Origin of the sequence: Cupriavidus sp. L7L, assembly GCF_004353535.1 — a bacterium.
GTDB classification, from domain to species: Bacteria; Pseudomonadota; Gammaproteobacteria; order Burkholderiales; family Burkholderiaceae; genus Cupriavidus; species Cupriavidus oxalaticus_A.
Map to the genome: position 1 here is coordinate 31,935 of NZ_SMNY01000052.1, position 17,170 is coordinate 49,104.

The 17,170-nt window shown below is 64.7% G+C and carries 15 protein-coding genes; 3 read left to right on the forward strand and 12 right to left on the reverse strand.

All coding sequences use genetic code 11. The features are described from left to right. Positions 1–45: 45 nt before the first annotated feature. On the reverse strand, positions 46–876 hold the full coding sequence (locus E1J61_RS32985; RefSeq protein WP_133098035.1) for an alpha/beta fold hydrolase: 831 nt from the start codon (positions 874–876) through the stop codon (positions 46–48). Between the two features lie 530 nt (positions 877–1,406). Here E1J61_RS32985 and E1J61_RS32990 point away from each other — a divergent pair. Next, complete coding sequence (locus tag E1J61_RS32990) at positions 1,407–2,270, forward strand: isochorismatase family cysteine hydrolase (RefSeq protein WP_133098036.1); 864 nt, start codon at positions 1,407–1,409, stop codon at positions 2,268–2,270. Here the strand turns inward: E1J61_RS32990 and E1J61_RS38995 are convergent. Then, complete coding sequence (locus tag E1J61_RS38995; protein ID WP_133098037.1) at positions 2,191–2,397, reverse strand: integrase core domain-containing protein; 207 nt, start codon at positions 2,395–2,397, stop codon at positions 2,191–2,193. The two genes, E1J61_RS32990 and E1J61_RS38995, sit on opposite strands and share 80 nt — an antisense overlap. Before the next feature lie 58 nt (positions 2,398–2,455). Further along, entirely contained in the window at positions 2,456–4,270 is a 1,815-nt protein-coding gene (locus E1J61_RS39000) for a LysR substrate-binding domain-containing protein (RefSeq protein WP_368671171.1), read from the reverse strand. 233 nt (positions 4,271–4,503) lie between these two features. On the opposite strand from E1J61_RS39000, the gene E1J61_RS33010 reads away from it, so the two are divergent. After that, the gene (locus tag E1J61_RS33010; RefSeq protein ID WP_133098038.1) at positions 4,504–6,051 is read left to right on the forward strand and encodes a winged helix-turn-helix domain-containing protein; all 1,548 of its coding nucleotides are present in this window, start codon (positions 4,504–4,506) and stop codon (positions 6,049–6,051) included. 288 nt (positions 6,052–6,339) lie between these two features. Here E1J61_RS33010 and E1J61_RS33015 read toward each other — a convergent pair whose 3' ends face one another. Genes E1J61_RS33015 through E1J61_RS33040 form a run of 6 tightly spaced genes read right to left on the reverse strand, consistent with a single transcriptional unit; the run spans position 6,340 to position 13,530 of the window. Next, complete coding sequence (locus tag E1J61_RS33015) at positions 6,340–7,995, reverse strand: acyl-CoA synthetase (RefSeq protein WP_133098039.1); 1,656 nt, start codon at positions 7,993–7,995, stop codon at positions 6,340–6,342. Positions 7,996–8,023: 28 nt separating this feature from the next. Next, positions 8,024–9,166 carry an acyl-CoA dehydrogenase family protein gene (locus tag E1J61_RS33020; protein ID WP_133098040.1) on the reverse strand — a complete coding sequence of 381 codons (1,143 nt, stop codon included), beginning with the start codon at positions 9,164–9,166 and terminating at the stop codon, positions 8,024–8,026. An 11-nt stretch (positions 9,167–9,177) separates the two neighbouring features. After that, a complete protein-coding gene (locus tag E1J61_RS33025) occupies positions 9,178–10,308 on the reverse strand; it encodes an iron-containing alcohol dehydrogenase (RefSeq protein ID WP_133098041.1) in 1,131 nt (376 codons plus the stop codon). 26 nt (positions 10,309–10,334) lie between these two features. Further along, positions 10,335–11,903: an acyl CoA:acetate/3-ketoacid CoA transferase gene (locus E1J61_RS33030; protein ID WP_133098042.1), complete on the reverse strand. Its 1,569-nt coding sequence runs from the start codon at positions 11,901–11,903 to the stop codon at positions 10,335–10,337. A 37-nt stretch (positions 11,904–11,940) separates the two neighbouring features. Then, positions 11,941–12,381: a MaoC/PaaZ C-terminal domain-containing protein gene (locus E1J61_RS33035; RefSeq protein WP_133098043.1), complete on the reverse strand. Its 441-nt coding sequence runs from the start codon at positions 12,379–12,381 to the stop codon at positions 11,941–11,943. 27 nt (positions 12,382–12,408) lie between these two features. Next, entirely contained in the window at positions 12,409–13,530 is a 1,122-nt protein-coding gene (locus E1J61_RS33040) for a glycoside hydrolase family 88 protein (RefSeq protein WP_133098044.1), read from the reverse strand. Between the two features lie 161 nt (positions 13,531–13,691). Here E1J61_RS33040 and E1J61_RS33045 point away from each other — a divergent pair, with 161 nt between their 5' ends. Next, a complete protein-coding gene (locus E1J61_RS33045; RefSeq protein WP_133098045.1) occupies positions 13,692–14,588 on the forward strand; it encodes a LysR family transcriptional regulator in 897 nt (298 codons plus the stop codon). Positions 14,589–14,620: 32 nt separating this feature from the next. Here E1J61_RS33045 and E1J61_RS33050 read toward each other — a convergent pair whose 3' ends face one another. From E1J61_RS33050 to E1J61_RS33060, 3 genes are read right to left on the reverse strand one after another with little or no spacing between them, the layout of a single operon-like run. Continuing rightward, entirely contained in the window at positions 14,621–14,854 is a 234-nt protein-coding gene (locus E1J61_RS33050; RefSeq protein ID WP_133098046.1) for a hypothetical protein, read from the reverse strand. Further along, positions 14,851–16,071: an ABC transporter substrate-binding protein gene (locus E1J61_RS33055; protein ID WP_133098047.1), complete on the reverse strand. Its 1,221-nt coding sequence runs from the start codon at positions 16,069–16,071 to the stop codon at positions 14,851–14,853. Before E1J61_RS33055 ends, E1J61_RS33050 begins: the two co-directional genes overlap by 4 nt. A gap of 56 nt (positions 16,072–16,127) precedes the next feature. After that, on the reverse strand, positions 16,128–17,156 hold the full coding sequence (locus E1J61_RS33060; RefSeq protein WP_133098107.1) for a branched-chain amino acid ABC transporter permease: 1,029 nt from the start codon (positions 17,154–17,156) through the stop codon (positions 16,128–16,130). Positions 17,157–17,170: the final 14 nt, after the last annotated feature.

Below are 17,170 nucleotides of genomic sequence, written 5' to 3' on the forward strand. Positions count from 1 at the left end.
TAAAGGGTCGACCGGCCATCGACGGTGCCGACTGATTCGACGCAATCAGGCCTTGATATAAGCCAGCAGGTCCGCGTTGATGACGTCCGCGTGCGTTGTCGGCATGCCGTGCGGGAAGCCCTTGTAGGTCTTCAGCGTGCCGTTCTTCAGCAGCTTGGCCGACAGCGGCGCGGAATCGGCGTAGGGGACGATCTGGTCGTCGTCGCCGTGCATTACCAGCACCGGCAGTCCGATTTTCTTCAGGTCGTCGGTGAAGTCGGTCTGCGAGAACGCGACGACGCCGTCGTAGTGCGCCTTGGCGCTGCCCATCATCCCCTGGCGCCACCAGTTCTGGATGATGCCTTCCTGCGGCTTCACGCCCGGCCGGTTGAAGCCGTAGAACGGCCCGGCGGGAATATCGCGGTAGAACTGCGCCCGGTTCGTGGCCGTCTGCACTTGCAGGCCGTCGAACACGTCCTTCGGCAGGCCGCCGGGATTCGACGCGGTCTTGACCATCAGCGGCGGCACGGCGTTAATGAGGCAGGCCTTCGCGGCCCGCTTCTCGCCGTGGCGAGCCAGATAGCGCACGACCTCGCCGCCGCCGGTGGAGTGGCCGATGTGGATCGCGCCCTTGAGGTCGAGATGGTTCACGACCGCGGCGAGGTCATCGGCGTAGTGATCCATGTCGTGGCCGTTCCAGACTTGCGCCGAGCGGCCATGCCCGCGCCGATCGTGCGCGACGACACGATAGCCCTTGGAGAGGAAGAACATCATCTGCGCGTCCCAATCGTCGGAGCTCAGAGGCCATCCGTGCGAGAACACGATCGGAGTGCCATTGGAGGGACCCAAATCCTTGTAGAAGATCTGGACCCCGTCTTTGGTGGTGACATAGCTCATGGGCGGATTTCCTTCCGGAGTTTCAGCGCCATTCGGCGCAGTAGGCGCAGCGTACGCTGCGAATGGCAAAGCCGCTGCTGCTGCAGTGCCTGCCCCAATGACCAACAACTGACGGCGCGTGACTCGAGCGAAGCTAGGCCGTGTTGGCGCGGGATCAATCTTCATGGGTATAGATCTGAGTGGAGACGCGATCAGTCTAGCCATGGACTCCTCGCCGCGCGATATGCATCACGGGCAATTCGATGTTGCCGGATCTTCACCAATGTCGCGGCAACGCATCCGGCGCGTGCCGCTGGGTCGTTCACCGAGCTTAGCCATTCGCGCGACAGGATCTTCAAATGCGCCGGCTCATTCTTGACGGACTCTGGCTGAGCGCGATTGGTACTTCGCGATCAACAGATTTGTCCATACCCAGTCCCTAGTGCAGGCGGGCATTTGCTTCTAGATTTCAACGCATCACGTCAGCATCGATGCATCGGATCGAGACCCTCGCGGCGTGTTCGTTGTCCACCCCAGTCCGAGGAACCAACATGACCCAACGCAGTAACTACCAACAGCAGTCGTCGGAGCCTTTCAAGAACCGTGACTACCGATGCGTTGCTCGCGCCACGCTTCGGTTGACGGCCGCGCTTGCGATGGCCGTTGCAAGCATCGCAACCGCCACGGCACATCCACATCTGGTACAACCGGCGCAGTACACCGATCCGACCGAGCGCGCCATGCCCGTTCCCACGATGACACTCGATCTGGAACGCACCGCCCTGGTTGTGATCGATCCCCAGATCGACTTCATGAGCCCGAAGGGAGCCGCTTGGTCCGCTGTGGGTGAAGCCGTCACCGAGAAACGGCTCGTGCCGAACCTGCTGCGCCTGTTCGAGTCCTCGAAGAGGGCGGGCATCGTCGTCGCGATCTCGCCTCACTACTACTACCCGCACGACCACCAATGGAAGTTCCAGGCCCCCGCCGAGCTCTTCCAGCACAAGATCAAGATCTTCGACAGGCCCAGCGCACTGAGCCTGGATGGGTTCCGCGGTTCGGGCGCGGACTTCATGCCCGAGTTCAAGCGCTACATCGAGGACGGTAAGACGATCGTCGCTTCGCCCCACAAGCTCTACAGCCCGCAGACCAACGATCTCGCGTTCCAGCTTCGCAAGCAGGGGGTCACCAAGATCGTCCTCGCCGGGATGCTGGCCAACCTGTGCGTGGAGTCCCACTTGCGTGAGTTTGCGGAGCAGGGCTTCGAGGTGGCCATTGTGCGTGATGCGGTCGCGGCCCCGAAGCTGCCTGAGGGCGACGGCAATCTCAGCGCGCTGATCAATTTCCGCTACATCGCCAACGCGCTGTGGACGACCGACGAGGTCGTCGCCCGGCTCGCGAAGCCCACCGCGCGGTGACCTGTGATTGCCTCGCCCTCGCATCGGCGGGCGAATTCGGTGGGGTGGCCCAGTCCGGCGCAGAGTGGGGTCGACTCTCGTTGTGGCGGGTCCGCCAGGCAGAGATCTTGGCCCTGGCGTCGTCCACTCCTGGCGCAGCCGCTCATTGAAGCTCTCCGCGCGCGTTGTCAGTCGTCTTGCCAAGTCTATTGATCCCGCAGGGGCACCAATGGTGCCAAGGCGACCTGTCGATCCTCAGGCGTTAGTGAGAAAGCACCCGCGCATTGAAGGTCCAGCGCCCGGATCGCTGCCGTCATGTGGTCGACGAACACGCGGATGCGCGACGGCAGGTGCTGACGGCTCAGGTAGCAGATGTAGTGGCCCTGGTCATCGGGTGCGTACTGTGGCATGGAGTGAACCAGTTTCCCCTCGCGCAGCAAATCGCAGATCAGGTACCCGCCCAACTGAGCGATGCCTTTGCCTTGGAGGACGGCCTCCAGCACGAGCCCGTCATCGTTGAACATGATGCGCGATGGCGGAGTCAGCTTTCGCAATCCCCCCTCCACCTTGAACTCCCATTCGTAGACGCGGCCCGACGGCAGACGGACGTTGATGCAGTCGTGCTGCATCAACGCGTCCGGCGACTCGGGCATACCGCGCCTTACCGCATACGCGGGCGAGGCGCACACCAAAGTCTGCATCGGGACGATCCGTTTCGCGACGATCCGGGAGTCGGCCAGGCGTCCGTTGAGAAACGAGACGTCGATGCGGTCCGACGTGAAGTCGCTCGCGACGCAGCTCAGGTGCAGCTCGATCTCGATGTCGGGGTACTTTTCCTGGAAGGCCCACAGCAGCGGCGCGACCACCTTGCGGCCGAAACCCACGGAAGCGGAGACCCGCAGGCGTCCTCGCGGCGGACCGTCGCGCAGATCGCGCAGGTCCTCCATCGCCTCTGTGATGAGAGCGACGCTGGGCTGGCAGCGGGCATGAAGGATCTCGCCTTCGCCCGTGAGCGAAATGCTGCGCGTCGTCCGACTCAACAGACGCAAGCCGACCTGCGCCTCCAGCTTCTGGATGCAGCGGCTGACCGCGGAACGAGTGATCCCGAGCCGGTCAGCGGCCTTGGAAAAGCCGCCTTCGGCCACGACGGTGATGAAGGCGACGACTCCGGGATAGCTCGTCGCGAAGCTCGATGCAAGCGCCTCCGAGTTGTCCGCACCGGCAGTCGCCAAAAGAGGGGACTGCATGGCGAAGCAGGACTTAGCCTGGTAGCGAACGAGCCAGTCCTCGAACCGGATCGCGCCGATGCGGGGGTTCTCCCCGGGTGTGAGCGTCCGATCGGAGAGGAGGCCACCAAAGTAGCGCGCGTGGACGTCCGGCACGACCTTGCGCGTATCCTGCGTCGCCCGCAGGAAGCGCCTGACCAGTTCGTCCAGTGGCATCGCCTCCGGACCGGCGACTTCGACCGTGCCGTTGACTGGCGGCGCGACTGCAACCTCGGCAAGCGCCGCTGCCACGTCCGCTGACGCGATCGGCTGGATCAGCGCCGGCGACAAGCGAATCTCCTTGCCTAAGGTGTCCAACGGGGCAGCCGACTGGGCAATGTCGCCGACAAACTCGTAGAATTGCGTCGCACGCACGATGGTGTAGGGAATGCCGGACGCCTTGATGAGGCTCTCCTGCGCGACCTTCGCCCGGAAATAGCCGCAGTCGGGAAGCCGTTCGCTACCAACGATCGACAGGGCGACATGGTGGCGTACGCCGGCGGCAGCGCCCGCAGCCAGGAGGTTGCGGCCCGATCGCTCGAGAAACTCGAGGGCCATCTCGTCTTCCCATACTGGCGCATTCGCCACATCGACGACGACCTCGGCGCCGTCGAGCGCTTTGGCCAAGCCCTCGCGGGTGATGGTGTGGACGCCGGTGTCATGGACGGCTGCGAGCACCTCATGGCCGCGCTTGCGAAGGTCCTCCACAAGCTTCGTTCCGATGAAGCCGGTGCACCCGATGACGACAATCTTCATGTTTCTCTCCGTTTCTCGACGCAAACCGTTGCCGTCGATGTGCATGGAGATTGCCCGCGCGATCCTGGGAGGTCCTTGCCTTCACCTTGAATTTCTCTGCAGGAGAGCTTGGTTCTTCGTCCAAGCATTGCCCGATCGGGATGAGATGCTCTCACCACCGGTTGCAGTATCATCCATGGAGGGAATTCGCCAGTTGCCCCCACCTGGGAGCCGGATCGGCCAGGGGATGTCAAGTGCAGTTCGTGTTTGAAGACTACGTGATCGACCCGGAACGCCGGGAGCTTTCGCATCGCGCGAAAGTCGTACCTGTCGGGCCGCAGGTCTTCGATCTACTGCTGCATCTCGTCAGGAACCGCGACCGTGTCGTCAGCAAGGACGACCTGCTGCAGGCGGTATGGCGCGGCCGAATCGTCTCGGAATCGACGATCACCAGTCACATCAATGCGGTTCGCAAGGCCATTGGCGACACCGGCGGGGAACAGCGCTTGGTCAGGACTGTCGCCCGCAAGGGTTTCCGCTTCGTCGGCGAGATCGGCGAACACATCTCCAGAGAATCGAGGGAGCCGCCGTCCGCGCTCCTCCTTCCGGGTAAACCTTCCATTACCGTATTGCCCTTCCAGAACCTGAGCGGCGATCCCGAGCAGGAGTATTTCGCCGACGGCGTGGTGGAGGACATCATCGCTGCGTTGTCGCGCATACGCTGGCTGTTCGTCATCGCGAGCGACTCAAGCTTCACCTACAAGGGCCGCGCAGTCGAGGTGAAGGACGTTGGTCGCGAGCTTGGCGTGCGCTACGTGCTGGAAGGCAGCATGCGCAAGACCGGCAACAAGGTGCGCATCACAGGGCAGCTCATCGATGCCAGGACCGGGACACATCTCTGGGCGGAGCGCTTCGAAGGCACGCTGGACGACATCTTCGAACTGCAGGACCAGGTTGCGGAAAGCGTGGTCGGCGCCATCGCGCCGCAGCTCGAGCGGGCGGAGATCGAGCGTGCCAAGCGCAAGCCGACGGAGAACCTGTGCGCCTACGACTATTACCTTCGCGGCACCGCGCAGGTGCACAGCGGAACGCGCGAATCAATCGAGGCGGCGCTGCCCTTGTTCTACAAGGCCACCGAGCTCGATCCGGATTTCGCATCGGCCTATGGCATGGCGGCCTGGTGTTATATCTGGCGCAAGATGAATGGCTGGATGACCGATCAGCCCCGGGAGATTGCCGAGGGCACTCGCCTGGCCCGACTGGCGGTGGAGCTCGGCCGGGACGATGCTGTGGCGCTCACGAGAGGAGCTCATGCACTTGGGCATCTGACCGGCGACCTCGACGGCGGTATCGCCTTGTTCGACAGAGCTTTGCTGCTTAATCCGAACCACGCACCTGCATGGTCCCTGTGTGGGTGCCTGCACGCTTGTCGCGGTGAAACAGACGCTGCGATTAAGTATTTGGCGCGTGCCGTTCGCTTGAGTCCATTGGATCCGGAAATGTTCAGGATGCAGGCTGGGATGGCGCTGGCGCATTTCTTCGCGGGACGATTCGACGCCGCTTCGGATTGGGCCGAAAGGGCCAAATGCAATCTACCGAGTTTCCTTGCCCCGGCCGGCATTCTGGCGGCGAGTCATGCGCTCGCTGGCCGCATGGACAAAGCGAAGGAGGCGATGCAGCGCCTGCGCACGCTGGATCCGTCACTCCGCGTCTCCAATCTCAAGGACTGGCTTCCGATCCGTCGCCCAGAAGATCTGACCCAGTTTGCGGAGGGGCTGCGGCTGGCCGGATTGCCCGAATGACTACGGCACGATTGCTCCTCGCCGATGGCGCGTACCGGGCCGAGCAGAGCCCTCGACAAGGAGCGTGCCGCAAGCCTGAACGATATACCGACCGTGCCTGCCGTGCTGTAGTACCGCGCCAGTCGCGCATCTCGCGCAAGATGTCGCCAAGGCGGTCGATCAACCGGTCTTCGCTCCCAATGCGATGCCGGACACGAGTCTTCTGCTCCGCCACGACCGGGCGCTCTCGGATATCCCGAATGTGGAGAGCAGGCTCGGCCGGCCACCGAAACACATTCACGGGGGACGTCACGCCGGTACGTGGCCGGGCCAGGGAGCGCCGGAGCTTGCTCGTTGCCTGAGGAGGAACTTCTGGATCTTGCCGGTCGACGTCCTGGGAAGGTGGCCGATGACTACTTTCTTCGGCGCCTTGAAGTGTGCCAAATGGGCGCGGCAATGTTCGATCAGTTCGCGCTCGCCAACCCTGGCGCCATCGACGACTTCGACAAAGGCGCATGGCGTCTCCCCCCAACGCTCGTCGGGCTGGGCGACGACGGCTGCCACGCGCACCGCAGGGTGGCGGTAGAGCACCTCTTCAACCTCCAGTGAGTTGATATTCTCTCCGCCCGAAATGATGACGTCCTTGGAACGGTCCCGGATCTGTACATAGCCATCCGGGCAGACGACTGCGAGGTCACCCGAGTGGAACCAGCCGCCGGCAAAAGCTTCCGCCGTGGCCTCGGGGTTCTTCAGGTAGCCCTTCATCGTCATGTTGCCGCGGAACATGACTTCGCCGATGGTCTTCCCGTCCCACGGCACCGGCACAAGGGTTTCGGGATGCAGCACGGCCATGCCTTCCTGTGCCGTGTAGCGGACGCCTTGCCGTCCTTTTCGTTCCGCCAGCGCACCGATGCCGAGTTCCTCCCATTCGGGCTGCTCCACGCAAACCGCAGCGGGGCCGTAGACCTCAGTCAGCCCGTAGATCTGGGTGATCCTGATCCCCATGCGCATCAGGCCTTCGATCACCGGGATCGGCGGGGGGGCGCCGCCGATGAGTCCGTGGACCGGATGGTCGATGCCCGCCTTCCATGCTTCGGGTGCGTGGGCAAGCATCGCATGCACGATCGGCGCCCCGCAGTAATGCGTGACCTGGCACGCGCGAATCGCATCGAGCACGGCGGCAGCCTCCACCCGCCGCAGGCAGACGCTGGTACCGGCGTTGGCAGCCAGCGTCCAGGCGAAGCACCAGCCATTGCAGTGGAACAGCGGCAGCGTCCACAGGAAAACGGCGTGCCGGGGCATGCCCCAGTCGAGCATGTTCGACAGCGCAGCCAGATAGGCGCCGCGATGGTGGTAGACCACGCCCTTTGGGTTGCCTGTGGTGCCGGAGGTATAGTTGAGGGCGATGGCCTGCCATTCGTCGGCAGGCTCGCCGCCCTCCCAGTGCGGATCGCCCCCGGCCAGCAAGCCCTCGTATTCGATCTCCGCCAGCCTGCGGCCCCCTTCGACGGCGGGATCGATGATGTCAATCACCAGCGGCTTGTCGTCGAGCAGCGTCAGTGCGGCTTCGACTACGTCAGCGTACTCCGTGTCGGTGACCAGCACCTTTGCATCCGCGTGCCTGAGCATGAAGGCGATGGCGGCCGCGTCCAAGCGCACGTTTAACGTGTTCAGCATGGCGCCACTCATGGGCACGCCGAAATGCATCTCCAGCATCTCGGGCGTGTTGGCGGCCATCACGGCTACCGTATCGCCAGTCCTGACGCCGGCGGCCACCAGCGCCGACGCGAGGCGGCGGCTGCGGTCCAGCATTGCCCGCCAGCTCGTGCGGCGCTCGCCGTAGACGATGGCTGTACGCTCAGGGTAGACCTCCGCCGTCCTTCGCAGGAAGGAGATCGGCGTCAGGGGCACGAAGTTGACCGGGCTGCGCTCCAGCCCGCCCGCGTTGTGTTCGACGTGTTCCATGGATTGCCTCACTGGCTGCAGCCGTGTGTCAGCGCATTACGTCGCGGGAGATGATCATCCGCTGGATCTCGGAGGTCCCCTCAACGATCTCGAGCACCTTGGCATCCCCGAACGCGCGGGATACCGCGTACTCCGTCATGATCCCGTTGCCGCCGTGGATCTGCACGGCCTGGTGGGCCGCCTCCATGGCCTTCTCGGTTGCGAAGAGCTTTGCCATCGAGGCCTGCCGATCGTAGGGCCGGCCCTCGTCCTTGGCCACCGCAGCGTCGTAGAGCATCAGGCGGGCAGCGTGTGCGTGGGTCGCCATGTCGGCCAGCTTGAACTGCAGCGACTGGAACTGGTCGAGCGTCTTGCCGAACGCTGTGCGCTCGCTCATGTAGCGGACAGAGCGTTCCAGCGAGCCCTGCAGGATGCCCAGGCCCAGCGTTCCGATCAGGATGCGGCCGGTGCTCACCTGTGACAAGGTCTGCCGGAGGCCGGCTCCGACCTCGCCGAGCAGGTGGGTGGCAGGAATGGCGCAGTCCTCGAAGAACAGTTCGAATGTGGTCGATCCGCGCCAGCCGATCTTGTGCAGCTTCTTGCCATGGCTGAAGCCGGGCGTACCGTTCGGCACGATGAAGTTCGATATCTCCTTGCGCCCGTCGGGCCGGATTCCCGTCACCGCCGCGATGACGATCGGGCCGGTGATCTCGGAACCCGAGTTGCTGATGAAGGTCTTGGCGCCATTGATAACCCAGCAGCCATCCTTCAGCACTGCGCGGGTCTGGATATTGGCGGCATCGGAGCCGGCGTTCGGCTCTGTCAGGCCAATGCAGCCGACCTGCGTGCCCGCCAGGATCGGCCGCAGGAAGCGCGCCTTCTGGTCATCGGTGCCGTAGTTGTTGAGCAGGCTGGCCGCCGTCGAATTGGCCATGATGGCTACCGCCACGGCGCAATCGACGCGGGCGATCTCTTCCAGCGCAATGGCAAAGCCAAGCCAGTCGCCGCCGCTGCCTCCCCAGGCTTCGGGGTACGGCAGCCCGATATAGCCCAGTTCGCCGGCCCGGCGCCAGATCTCGTAGGGAAAACTCTCCTCTTCCCACAACCGGTGGGCGACCGGTGCGATCTCTTCCTCGGCGAAGCGGCGCACCGCCTCGCGGATCATCTCGTGGTGTTCTGCGATGTATGACATCGTCTTTCTCCTCAATACGATTCCTGCAGCATCGCCAAGTAGTCGTCGACCGTGGCAGTGCGGGGATTGGTGGCGTGGCAGTGGTCCTTCGTGGCGGCGACCGCGATGTCCTCCAACACGTCACGCGGCACGCCCATGGCGCCGAGACCAGGCGGCAAGCCGAGACGGGCGTTGAGTTCGCTGATGGCCTGAGCCGGGTCCCCGCCGGCGGGCAGGCCCATGGCCTGTACCAGTGCGGCCTGCTTGGCTTGGATCGCCGGCTTGTTGAAGCGCAGCACGGCCGGCAGCAGCACGGCATTCAGCGTGCCGTGGTGCAACGAGACGCCGGGCACCGCGCCCAGCGGGTGCGACAGGGCATGCACCGCACCCAGCCCCTTCTGGAAGGCCAGCGCGCCTTCCATGGCGGCCATCATCATGTTCCAGCGCGCGTCGCGGTCGCAGCCGTCCGCGGTGGCCTTGCCAATATTGGCTATGCCGCGGCGCAGACCGTCCAGGGCGATCGCTTCGGCGGGCGGGTTGATGGCCGGCGACAGGAAGGTCTCGATGCAGTGGGCGATGGCGTCCATGCCGGTCGCGGCGGTCAGGGCCGGCGGCAGGCCCAGCGTCAGTTCCGGGTCGCAGATGGCGAGCTTCGGCAGCAGGAACGGACTAAGGAGGCCGAGCTTGCGGCCGGACTCCATGACGATGACCGCGCCCCGGCCCACTTCGCTGCCGGTACCCGCAGTTGTCGGGATGGCCACCAGCGGGGCGACCCGGCTGGTGATCCGGCTCGCGCCGCCCTCCACCGCCGCGTAGGTCTGCAGCGGTGCCGGGTGGGTCGCCAGCAGCGCAGTGGCCTTGCCCAGGTCCATGGGCGATCCGCCGCCCACGGCCACGATGCCGTCGCAGCCGTTGCCCAGGTAAAGGCCGGTCGCGGCGGACACGGCGGCTTCCGTCGGGTTGGGAGGGGTGTCCTCGAAGAAGGTGGGAGTGCAATCCGGGCCCAGGGCGTCGAGCACCTTGTCGGCGATACCGGCGGCGCGGATGCCGCGATCGGTGACGATCAGCGGTCGCTGGATGCCCAGGCGCTGCAGCTCGGCCCCCAGCATCCGGATGGCGCCGAAGTCGATGTGGACGGTAGTCAGGTAGTTGATGACAGCCATGTTTTCCTCGTAGATAGGTCGATGCGTCAGGCGCGGAATAGTGTCGGGTCCATGCGCGGAAGCGGCTCCGCCACGCGCACCGGAGGGAAGGCCATCAGGTCTAGTACCTGGGACCTGACGTCTACACCGGGCGCAACCTCCTCCAGCACCAGTCCGTCTGCCGCCACTGAGAAAACTGCGCGCTCGGTGATGACCTTGGCCTCCTGGCCGCGCTCGGTCACGTTGCGCCCCAGTGGATAGGTGATCTCATCCACGCGCTCGACGAACTTGCGCACGCTCCCCTCACGCCCGACCGACAGGAAGCCGTCGGTGGTGTCGGCGGCGAGGCCGCCGGTGGTGAAGGTGCCGGTGAACAGCAGCTTGCGCGCGTTGTAGGCGATGTCTATGAAGCCGCCCGGCCCCGGATTGGCCGCGCCGAAGCGGCTGACGTTGATGTTCCCGGCCCGGTCGAACTGGGCAAAGGCCAGCGCCGCCATCGGGCAGTTGCCGCCGTCGATGAAGTCGAACTGCGAAGGGCCGTCGATCAAGGCCTCCGGATACTTGTTGGCGGAGAATTGCCAGCCGCTCATCACGACGCCGCCGAAGGGGCCGTGCTCGGTGGTAAAGCTGTAGCGACGCAGGCCGCCGTCGGCGAACAGGCCGTCTTCCATCATCACCGTGGGCACGTCGGACGAAGCACCGAAGCCGAAGATGCTGACCTCGCCGGGTCTGATTTCCCGGGCTGCCCGCCGAGCGATCACCTTGTCGGCGCCGGGCGGCAGGCGGTCCGAGGCGCGGCCGTCGAAAAGCTGGCCGCCGAGATAGGCATCGTCGTACCGGATGTCGGTGGCCATCATGGCGTCGGCTTCCACCACGACGCGATCCACCAGCACGCCGGGAATCCGCACCGCATGCGCCGGCCGGGCGTGGCGCGGCACCAGCTTGCGCACCTGTGCGATCACGGTGCCGCCTGACGCCTTCACCGCCAGCGCCATGGCCAGCGCGCACGACGTGATCGGCTCGTCCTCGAAGCTCAGGTTGCCGTCCTCGTCGGCACTGGTGGCACGCAGGAACCCCACGTCGAGCGGCCAGCTCGGATAGAACAGGTATTCCTTGCCGTCCAGCTCCTGCATCCGCACCAGGTCGTCGGTGGCGCGCGCCGTGTACTTGCCGCCCTGCTGGCGCGGGTCGATGTAGGAGCCGAGGCCGATGTGGGTCAGGTAGCCTGGGCTGCGCCGGGCGACTTCGCGCAGCCAGTGCATGGTGGCGCCGATCGGCCAGCAGTAGGCTTCGACCCGATTCTCGCGGATCAGGCGCATGAACTCCGGGCGCTTGCCGGTGGCCGGATTCACCGCATTGGTAAAGTTGCCCGACACGATCCGCTTCATCAGCCCTTCGACGGCCACGTGATCCATGCCGCGGATGCCCATGCCGTCGCCGACACTGACCGGGAAAAAGAAGGTCAGGTCACGAGGCGACCCAGTCTCATGGAAGCGTTGCGCCAGCGCCTGGAACAACGCGTCCGGCGTCAGCCAGCCGATCACGCCCACGCTGCCCACGCTCTGGCCGGGCCGGATATCTGAAACGGCCTGCGCCGCAGTACAGATCTTGCTCATGCGATCTCTCACCTTTCTCGCCGCTCGCAGCCCGGGCTCAGGCCTGGAAATGGATGATGTGGGTACCGACGCAGACCGTCTCGCCCCGCTGGTTGATTAGCGTTGCCTCAGCCCACAGGCGCTTCTTCTCGTCGTCGGCGCGGGCAATGCGGTAGTTCACGGTAAGGGTGTCTCCGATGCGAACGGGCTTGGTGAAGCGCACGTTGTCGTAGCCGTAGGAGACCGCCGGGCGCTGGATCATGTCGAGATACTTGGTCACGGCGCCGGCGATGAAACCGACCATCATGGCGCCCTGCGCGATGCGGCCGCCGAAGCCCATGCGCTTGCAGTATTCGTCGTCCATGTGGTTGGGGTGGTTGTCACCGCTGATGCCGGCGAAGGCATAGATGTCGTACTCGCCGAGGGTGCGGGTGTAGCTGGTGTGCGTGCCAATAAGGGTGGATACGTTGCCTTCGTGCGGGATCTTGATGTCGGACATGTGGGTTCTCCGGAAGTGGATTGGGGTTCAGACCTGGGTGGCGTCGATCCTGCTCGCGAGGATGAGCAGGGATTCGAGGAGAAAGTAGTCGCCCCAAACCAGTTCGTTGTCTAAGGCGACGTTATTGCGCTTGTTGAAGCAGCCGCCGGTGAGGATGCCAGGCTGCCGTTCATCGCCTGGACCGATTGGGGTCAGGAAGCGGGTCACGACTTGCTCGATGCTGTTGACGGCAGCCTGGCGGTAGACCGCCGCGCGCTCCGGGACAAGCGCGGCCAGTTTGAGCAGGCTGGCGGCGGCGATGGCGGTGGCCGAGGTGTCGCGGTTAGTGTGCGGGATGGCGGGATCGTCGAAATCCCAGAAGGCCACGCGGTCGGCGGGCAGGTGCGCGACCCACCAATCTGCCACGCGGATCGCGTCGGATTTGAACGCCTGCTCGCCGCACGACAGCGCCTGTGCGAGGCCAAGCATGCCCCACGCCTGGGCGCGGGCCCACGTGCTGCTGTCATGGATGCCCTTGTGCGTGTAGCGCTTCACGAGCGAGCCATCGGCAGCGTTGAATGTGGCGGACTGGCAAACCGAGCCATCCTCCCGCACGCACAGGGCAATGTGCTGGCGCAGGTGCTGGCGGCCGATCTCGCCCGTACCGAGAGCGGCGTCGTGCCGCAGCAGCAGCGCCACGGTGCCCGGAATCGCATCGATGTTGACCTCGCTCGTCCCCACGCTGGAGGCCTCCTCGGCCTCGGTGCCGAGCGGGATCAGGCGGGCCGCTTCGCTGTACATTTCCGCCAGGCCACGCGTGCCGTCGAGGGCGAGCCGCGCGGCCTGCGGATCGGCCAGCAGCGAGCCGCCGAGTTGCGCGCCGTACCAGAAGAGGAATCCTTTGAACACCGACTTCGACGCCACCCGCGGCGCCAGCCGTGCGGACCACATGCGGGCGCTGTCGCGGTACTTCTGATCGCCAGTGCGCAAGGCAGCCAGCCACAGCATCCCGACCCAGAAGCCGCCGGTCCAGTCGCCGGCCGGGGAGCGTGTCCAGGTGCCGTCGGCCGGATTGCCATAGTGCGGAAAGCCCGCCTCGTCCTGCGCGATCGTCGCATCGATGCGTTGCAGGATGCGATCGAGCGCATCATCGATCAGTCTGGAATCCATAGTTTTGTCTCCATGCATACATTGGCTTGTCCGGTCTTCGCTGCCAGCCTTGCGGACCTCGGCGTGGAGCGCGGAGCGGGGTATGCATGGAATCGTAGGGATTGCGCAAACTAGCGTCCAATATATAATTAATCGCTCTTTTATACTTACAGGATATAGCGATGGATCTTCGCCACCTCCGGTACTTCATCGCCGTCGCCGAGGAACTCAACTTCACGCGGGCGGCCGAGCGCCTGCACATCGCCCAGCCGCCGCTGAGCCTGCAGATCCGCCAACTCGAGGAGGAGATGGATGTGACACTGCTGAACCGCTCGCGTCGGCACGTGGAGCTGACCGAGGCGGGTCGCATTTTCCTGGAGCAGGCGCGGCAGATCCTGCGCGCTACCGAGAGTGCGGTCATCCAGACGCAGCGCGCGCATCGCGGTGAGACTGGCCGGCTGACGGTCGGCTTCTTCGAGCACACGTCCTATACGCTGCTGCCGCCCATCCTGCGCGCCTACCGGGAGCGTTTTCCCTCCGTGGAAATCCTGCTGCGCTGGTTTCCGGTCGTTGAACAGGCAGAAGCGCTGCGGCGGGGTGACGCGGATATCTCCTTCATGCGGCCCGTGCCCGACCTCGAGGACGTGACGTGGGAAACCATCCTCGAAGAGCCGTTCGTGCTGGCTGTGCCGGCAAGGCACCCATTCGCGAACGCGGAGTCAATCTCGCTGAAGGATTGCGCGCAGGAGCCCTTCATCATGTACATGCCCGAGGCGGCGCCGGACTTCCACGCCATGAACATGCGCATGTGCGCGTCGGCGGGTTTCGTGCCGAAGGTCGTGTCTGAAGTGGGGCAGGTCTACACGCTGGTCGGGTTGGTCAGCTCCGGTGCGGGCATTGGCTTCGTGCCGGCATCGGTCCGGCAGATGAAGTTCGACCACGTCGTCTACAAGCCGATCAAAGGCCGGCAACCAACAGTCGAGATCATGCTCGGCTATAGCCAGCGCACCCCAACGCCGCTGATGACGGCTTTCATCGAGACGGCGAAAAGCATGCTCCCCGGGCCTCGCCCGCTGTAACGTTGGCGAGGCCCGGAGAATGGCGCGGACGTTCAGTCGCGCCGGGCTGCCGGCAATAGGCGGCAGCCGTACGTGGCGGTCGAACGCCAGCGAGTTGCCGTCGGCCAGGGCGGCCCGCAACAGGCGTGAGAGGAAGTTCTGATAACAGGGCGGTCTCGGCCATTGCGCTCGGTGAGGGCGTAGCCCAGCCCTTCGATGCCGAGGTCGATGGCCTCCCGGAAGCTGGCGCTCGCCTCGGGCGTCGTCTCGCGACAGGTGATCTTCATGACGTCTTCTTCCCAACCAGCGGGCAGCTACCTTCTTCCATCGGCCGGAACGCCTCGTTGGCGGGAATGGAGGCGATGAGCTTGTAGAAGTCGCCCGCATACTTCGATTCCGACGGCTTCTTCACCTCGAACAGATAGAGCGGGTGGATCTTCCGGCCGTCTTCGCGAATGCTGCCCTTGCCGAACAGCTTGTCGTCGGTGGGCATCGCCTTCATCTTCGCTACCACGGCGCCGCCGTCGCCATCCGCCTTCATCGCCGTTACTGCCTTCAGGTAGTGGATCACAGCCGAGTACGTACCCGCCTGCGCCATGGTCGGGAACTTGCCGTTGTTGGCGGCGGCGAATTCCTTGCCAAACCTGCGGTTCTCGTCGGTCATATCCCAATACCAGGTCTCGCTCAGCAACAGGCCCTGTGCAGCCTTGAGGCCAAGCGCCTGGACGTCGCTGCTGAAGACGAGCAGGCCTGCCAGCTTCTGACCGCCGGCGGTCACGCCGAACTCGGCGGCCTGCTTGACCGCGCCGATGGTGTCGCCCCCGGCGTTGGCCAGGCCCACTACCTGCGCCTTCGAGGCCTGAGCCTGAAGCAGGTAGGAGGAGAAATCGTTGCCCGGGAAAGGATGCCGGACCTTGCCGAGGACCTTGCCACCGTTCTTGACGACAACGGCCTCGGTGTCGCGTTCGAGCGAGTGGCCGAAGGCGTAGTCGGCAGTCACGAAGAACCAACTCTTGCCCCCCGACTTGACAACCGCCTTACCAGTCCCATTCGCCAGTGCCCACGTGTCGTAGGCCCAGTGGATCGCGTTGGGCGTGCAGGCCTTGCCGGTGAGGTCGGAGGTGCCGCCGCCGGTGACAATCATCACCTTGTTCTTCTCCTTGGCCACCTGGTTGACCGCCAGGACGACCGACGAGGTCGGCACGTCGACGATAGCGTCCACCTTGTCCACGTCGAACCAGCGGCGGGCGATGCTTGCCCCGACGTCCGGCTTATTCTGGTGGTCGGCGGCCACGATCTCCACCTTCAGACCATGCTTCTCGGGCGCAAAGTCCTGGACTGCCTTCTTCGCGGCCCAGACCGAACCGGGACCGGCCAGCCCGGCATAAACTCCGGTCTGATCGTTGAGCACGCCGATCCGGACCACGCCGCCCGTGATCTCGGCCTGCGCCGTCGAGGCCGCCAGCAGCGCGGCGAGCGAAAGCAGCTTGATGCGATTGTTCATCCTGTGTCTCCTCTACTGTGGGGATATATATGGGGTGTTCCGTTCAGCGCTTGATTTCATGCCTTTCCTTCCACGCGCCGGGCATGCACGCCCGCTCCGGCGGGCGTTTCGTCATGACTTGGTGCCGGCACGGCAGCGTGGCGCGGTGCGGGCCGGACGCGGCGGTTGCCCACGATGTTCTGGCACAACGCGTTCAACTCGCCGACGATGCCGCGGCGGAACGCAAGCACGCACACGACGAAGATGCTCCCCATGATCACGGTGATCATGGAACCGACCTTGTCCGCCAAGGCGTTCTGGATGGCGACCACGATGCCCGCGCCCACCACCGGGCCGAAGGCAGTGCCAAGGCCGCCCAACAGCGTCATCAGTACGACTTCGCCGGAGGTGTGCCAGTGCGCGTCGGTCAGTGTGGCGAACTGAAAGACAAGGGTCTTGGTGGCCCCGGCAAGGCCGGCCAGGCCCGCCGAGAGGACGAAGGCCAGCAGCTTGTAGCGCGCGACGTCGTAGCCCAGCGAAGTGGTGCGCGCCTCGTTCTCGCGGATCGCCTTCAGAATCTGGCCGAAAGGCGAATGGATGATGCGATGGATCAGCCAGAAGGTGAACAGGAAGATCGCCAGAACGAAGTAGTACATGCGCAGGTCCGACGCCAGGTCGAGCAGGCCGAACAGCCTGCCTCGCGGAATGGCCTGCATGCCATCCTCGCCGCCTGTGAACGGCGCCTGCAGGAACAGGAAGTACAACATCTGTGCCAAAGCAAGCGTGATCATCGCGAAGTAGATGCCCTGTCGGCGAATAGCGAGCGCCCCGACGACAAAGCCCGCGGCAGCCGAGACGGCCGTGCCGAGCAGAAGGCCGAGTTCCGGGGTGAGCCCCCAGGTCTTCATGCCATAGCCCGATATATAGGCCGCGGTGCCCAGGAACGCCGCATGGCCGAACGAGAGCAGGCCGGTATAGCCGAGCAGCAGGTTGAAGGCGCAGGCGAACAAGGCGAAGCACAGAACCTTCATCAGCATCACCGGATAGAGCACCGCCGGTGCCGCCAGCGCGCCCAGCAGCAGGACTCCGTAGCCAAGATTCCTCATTTTCATACTTGACC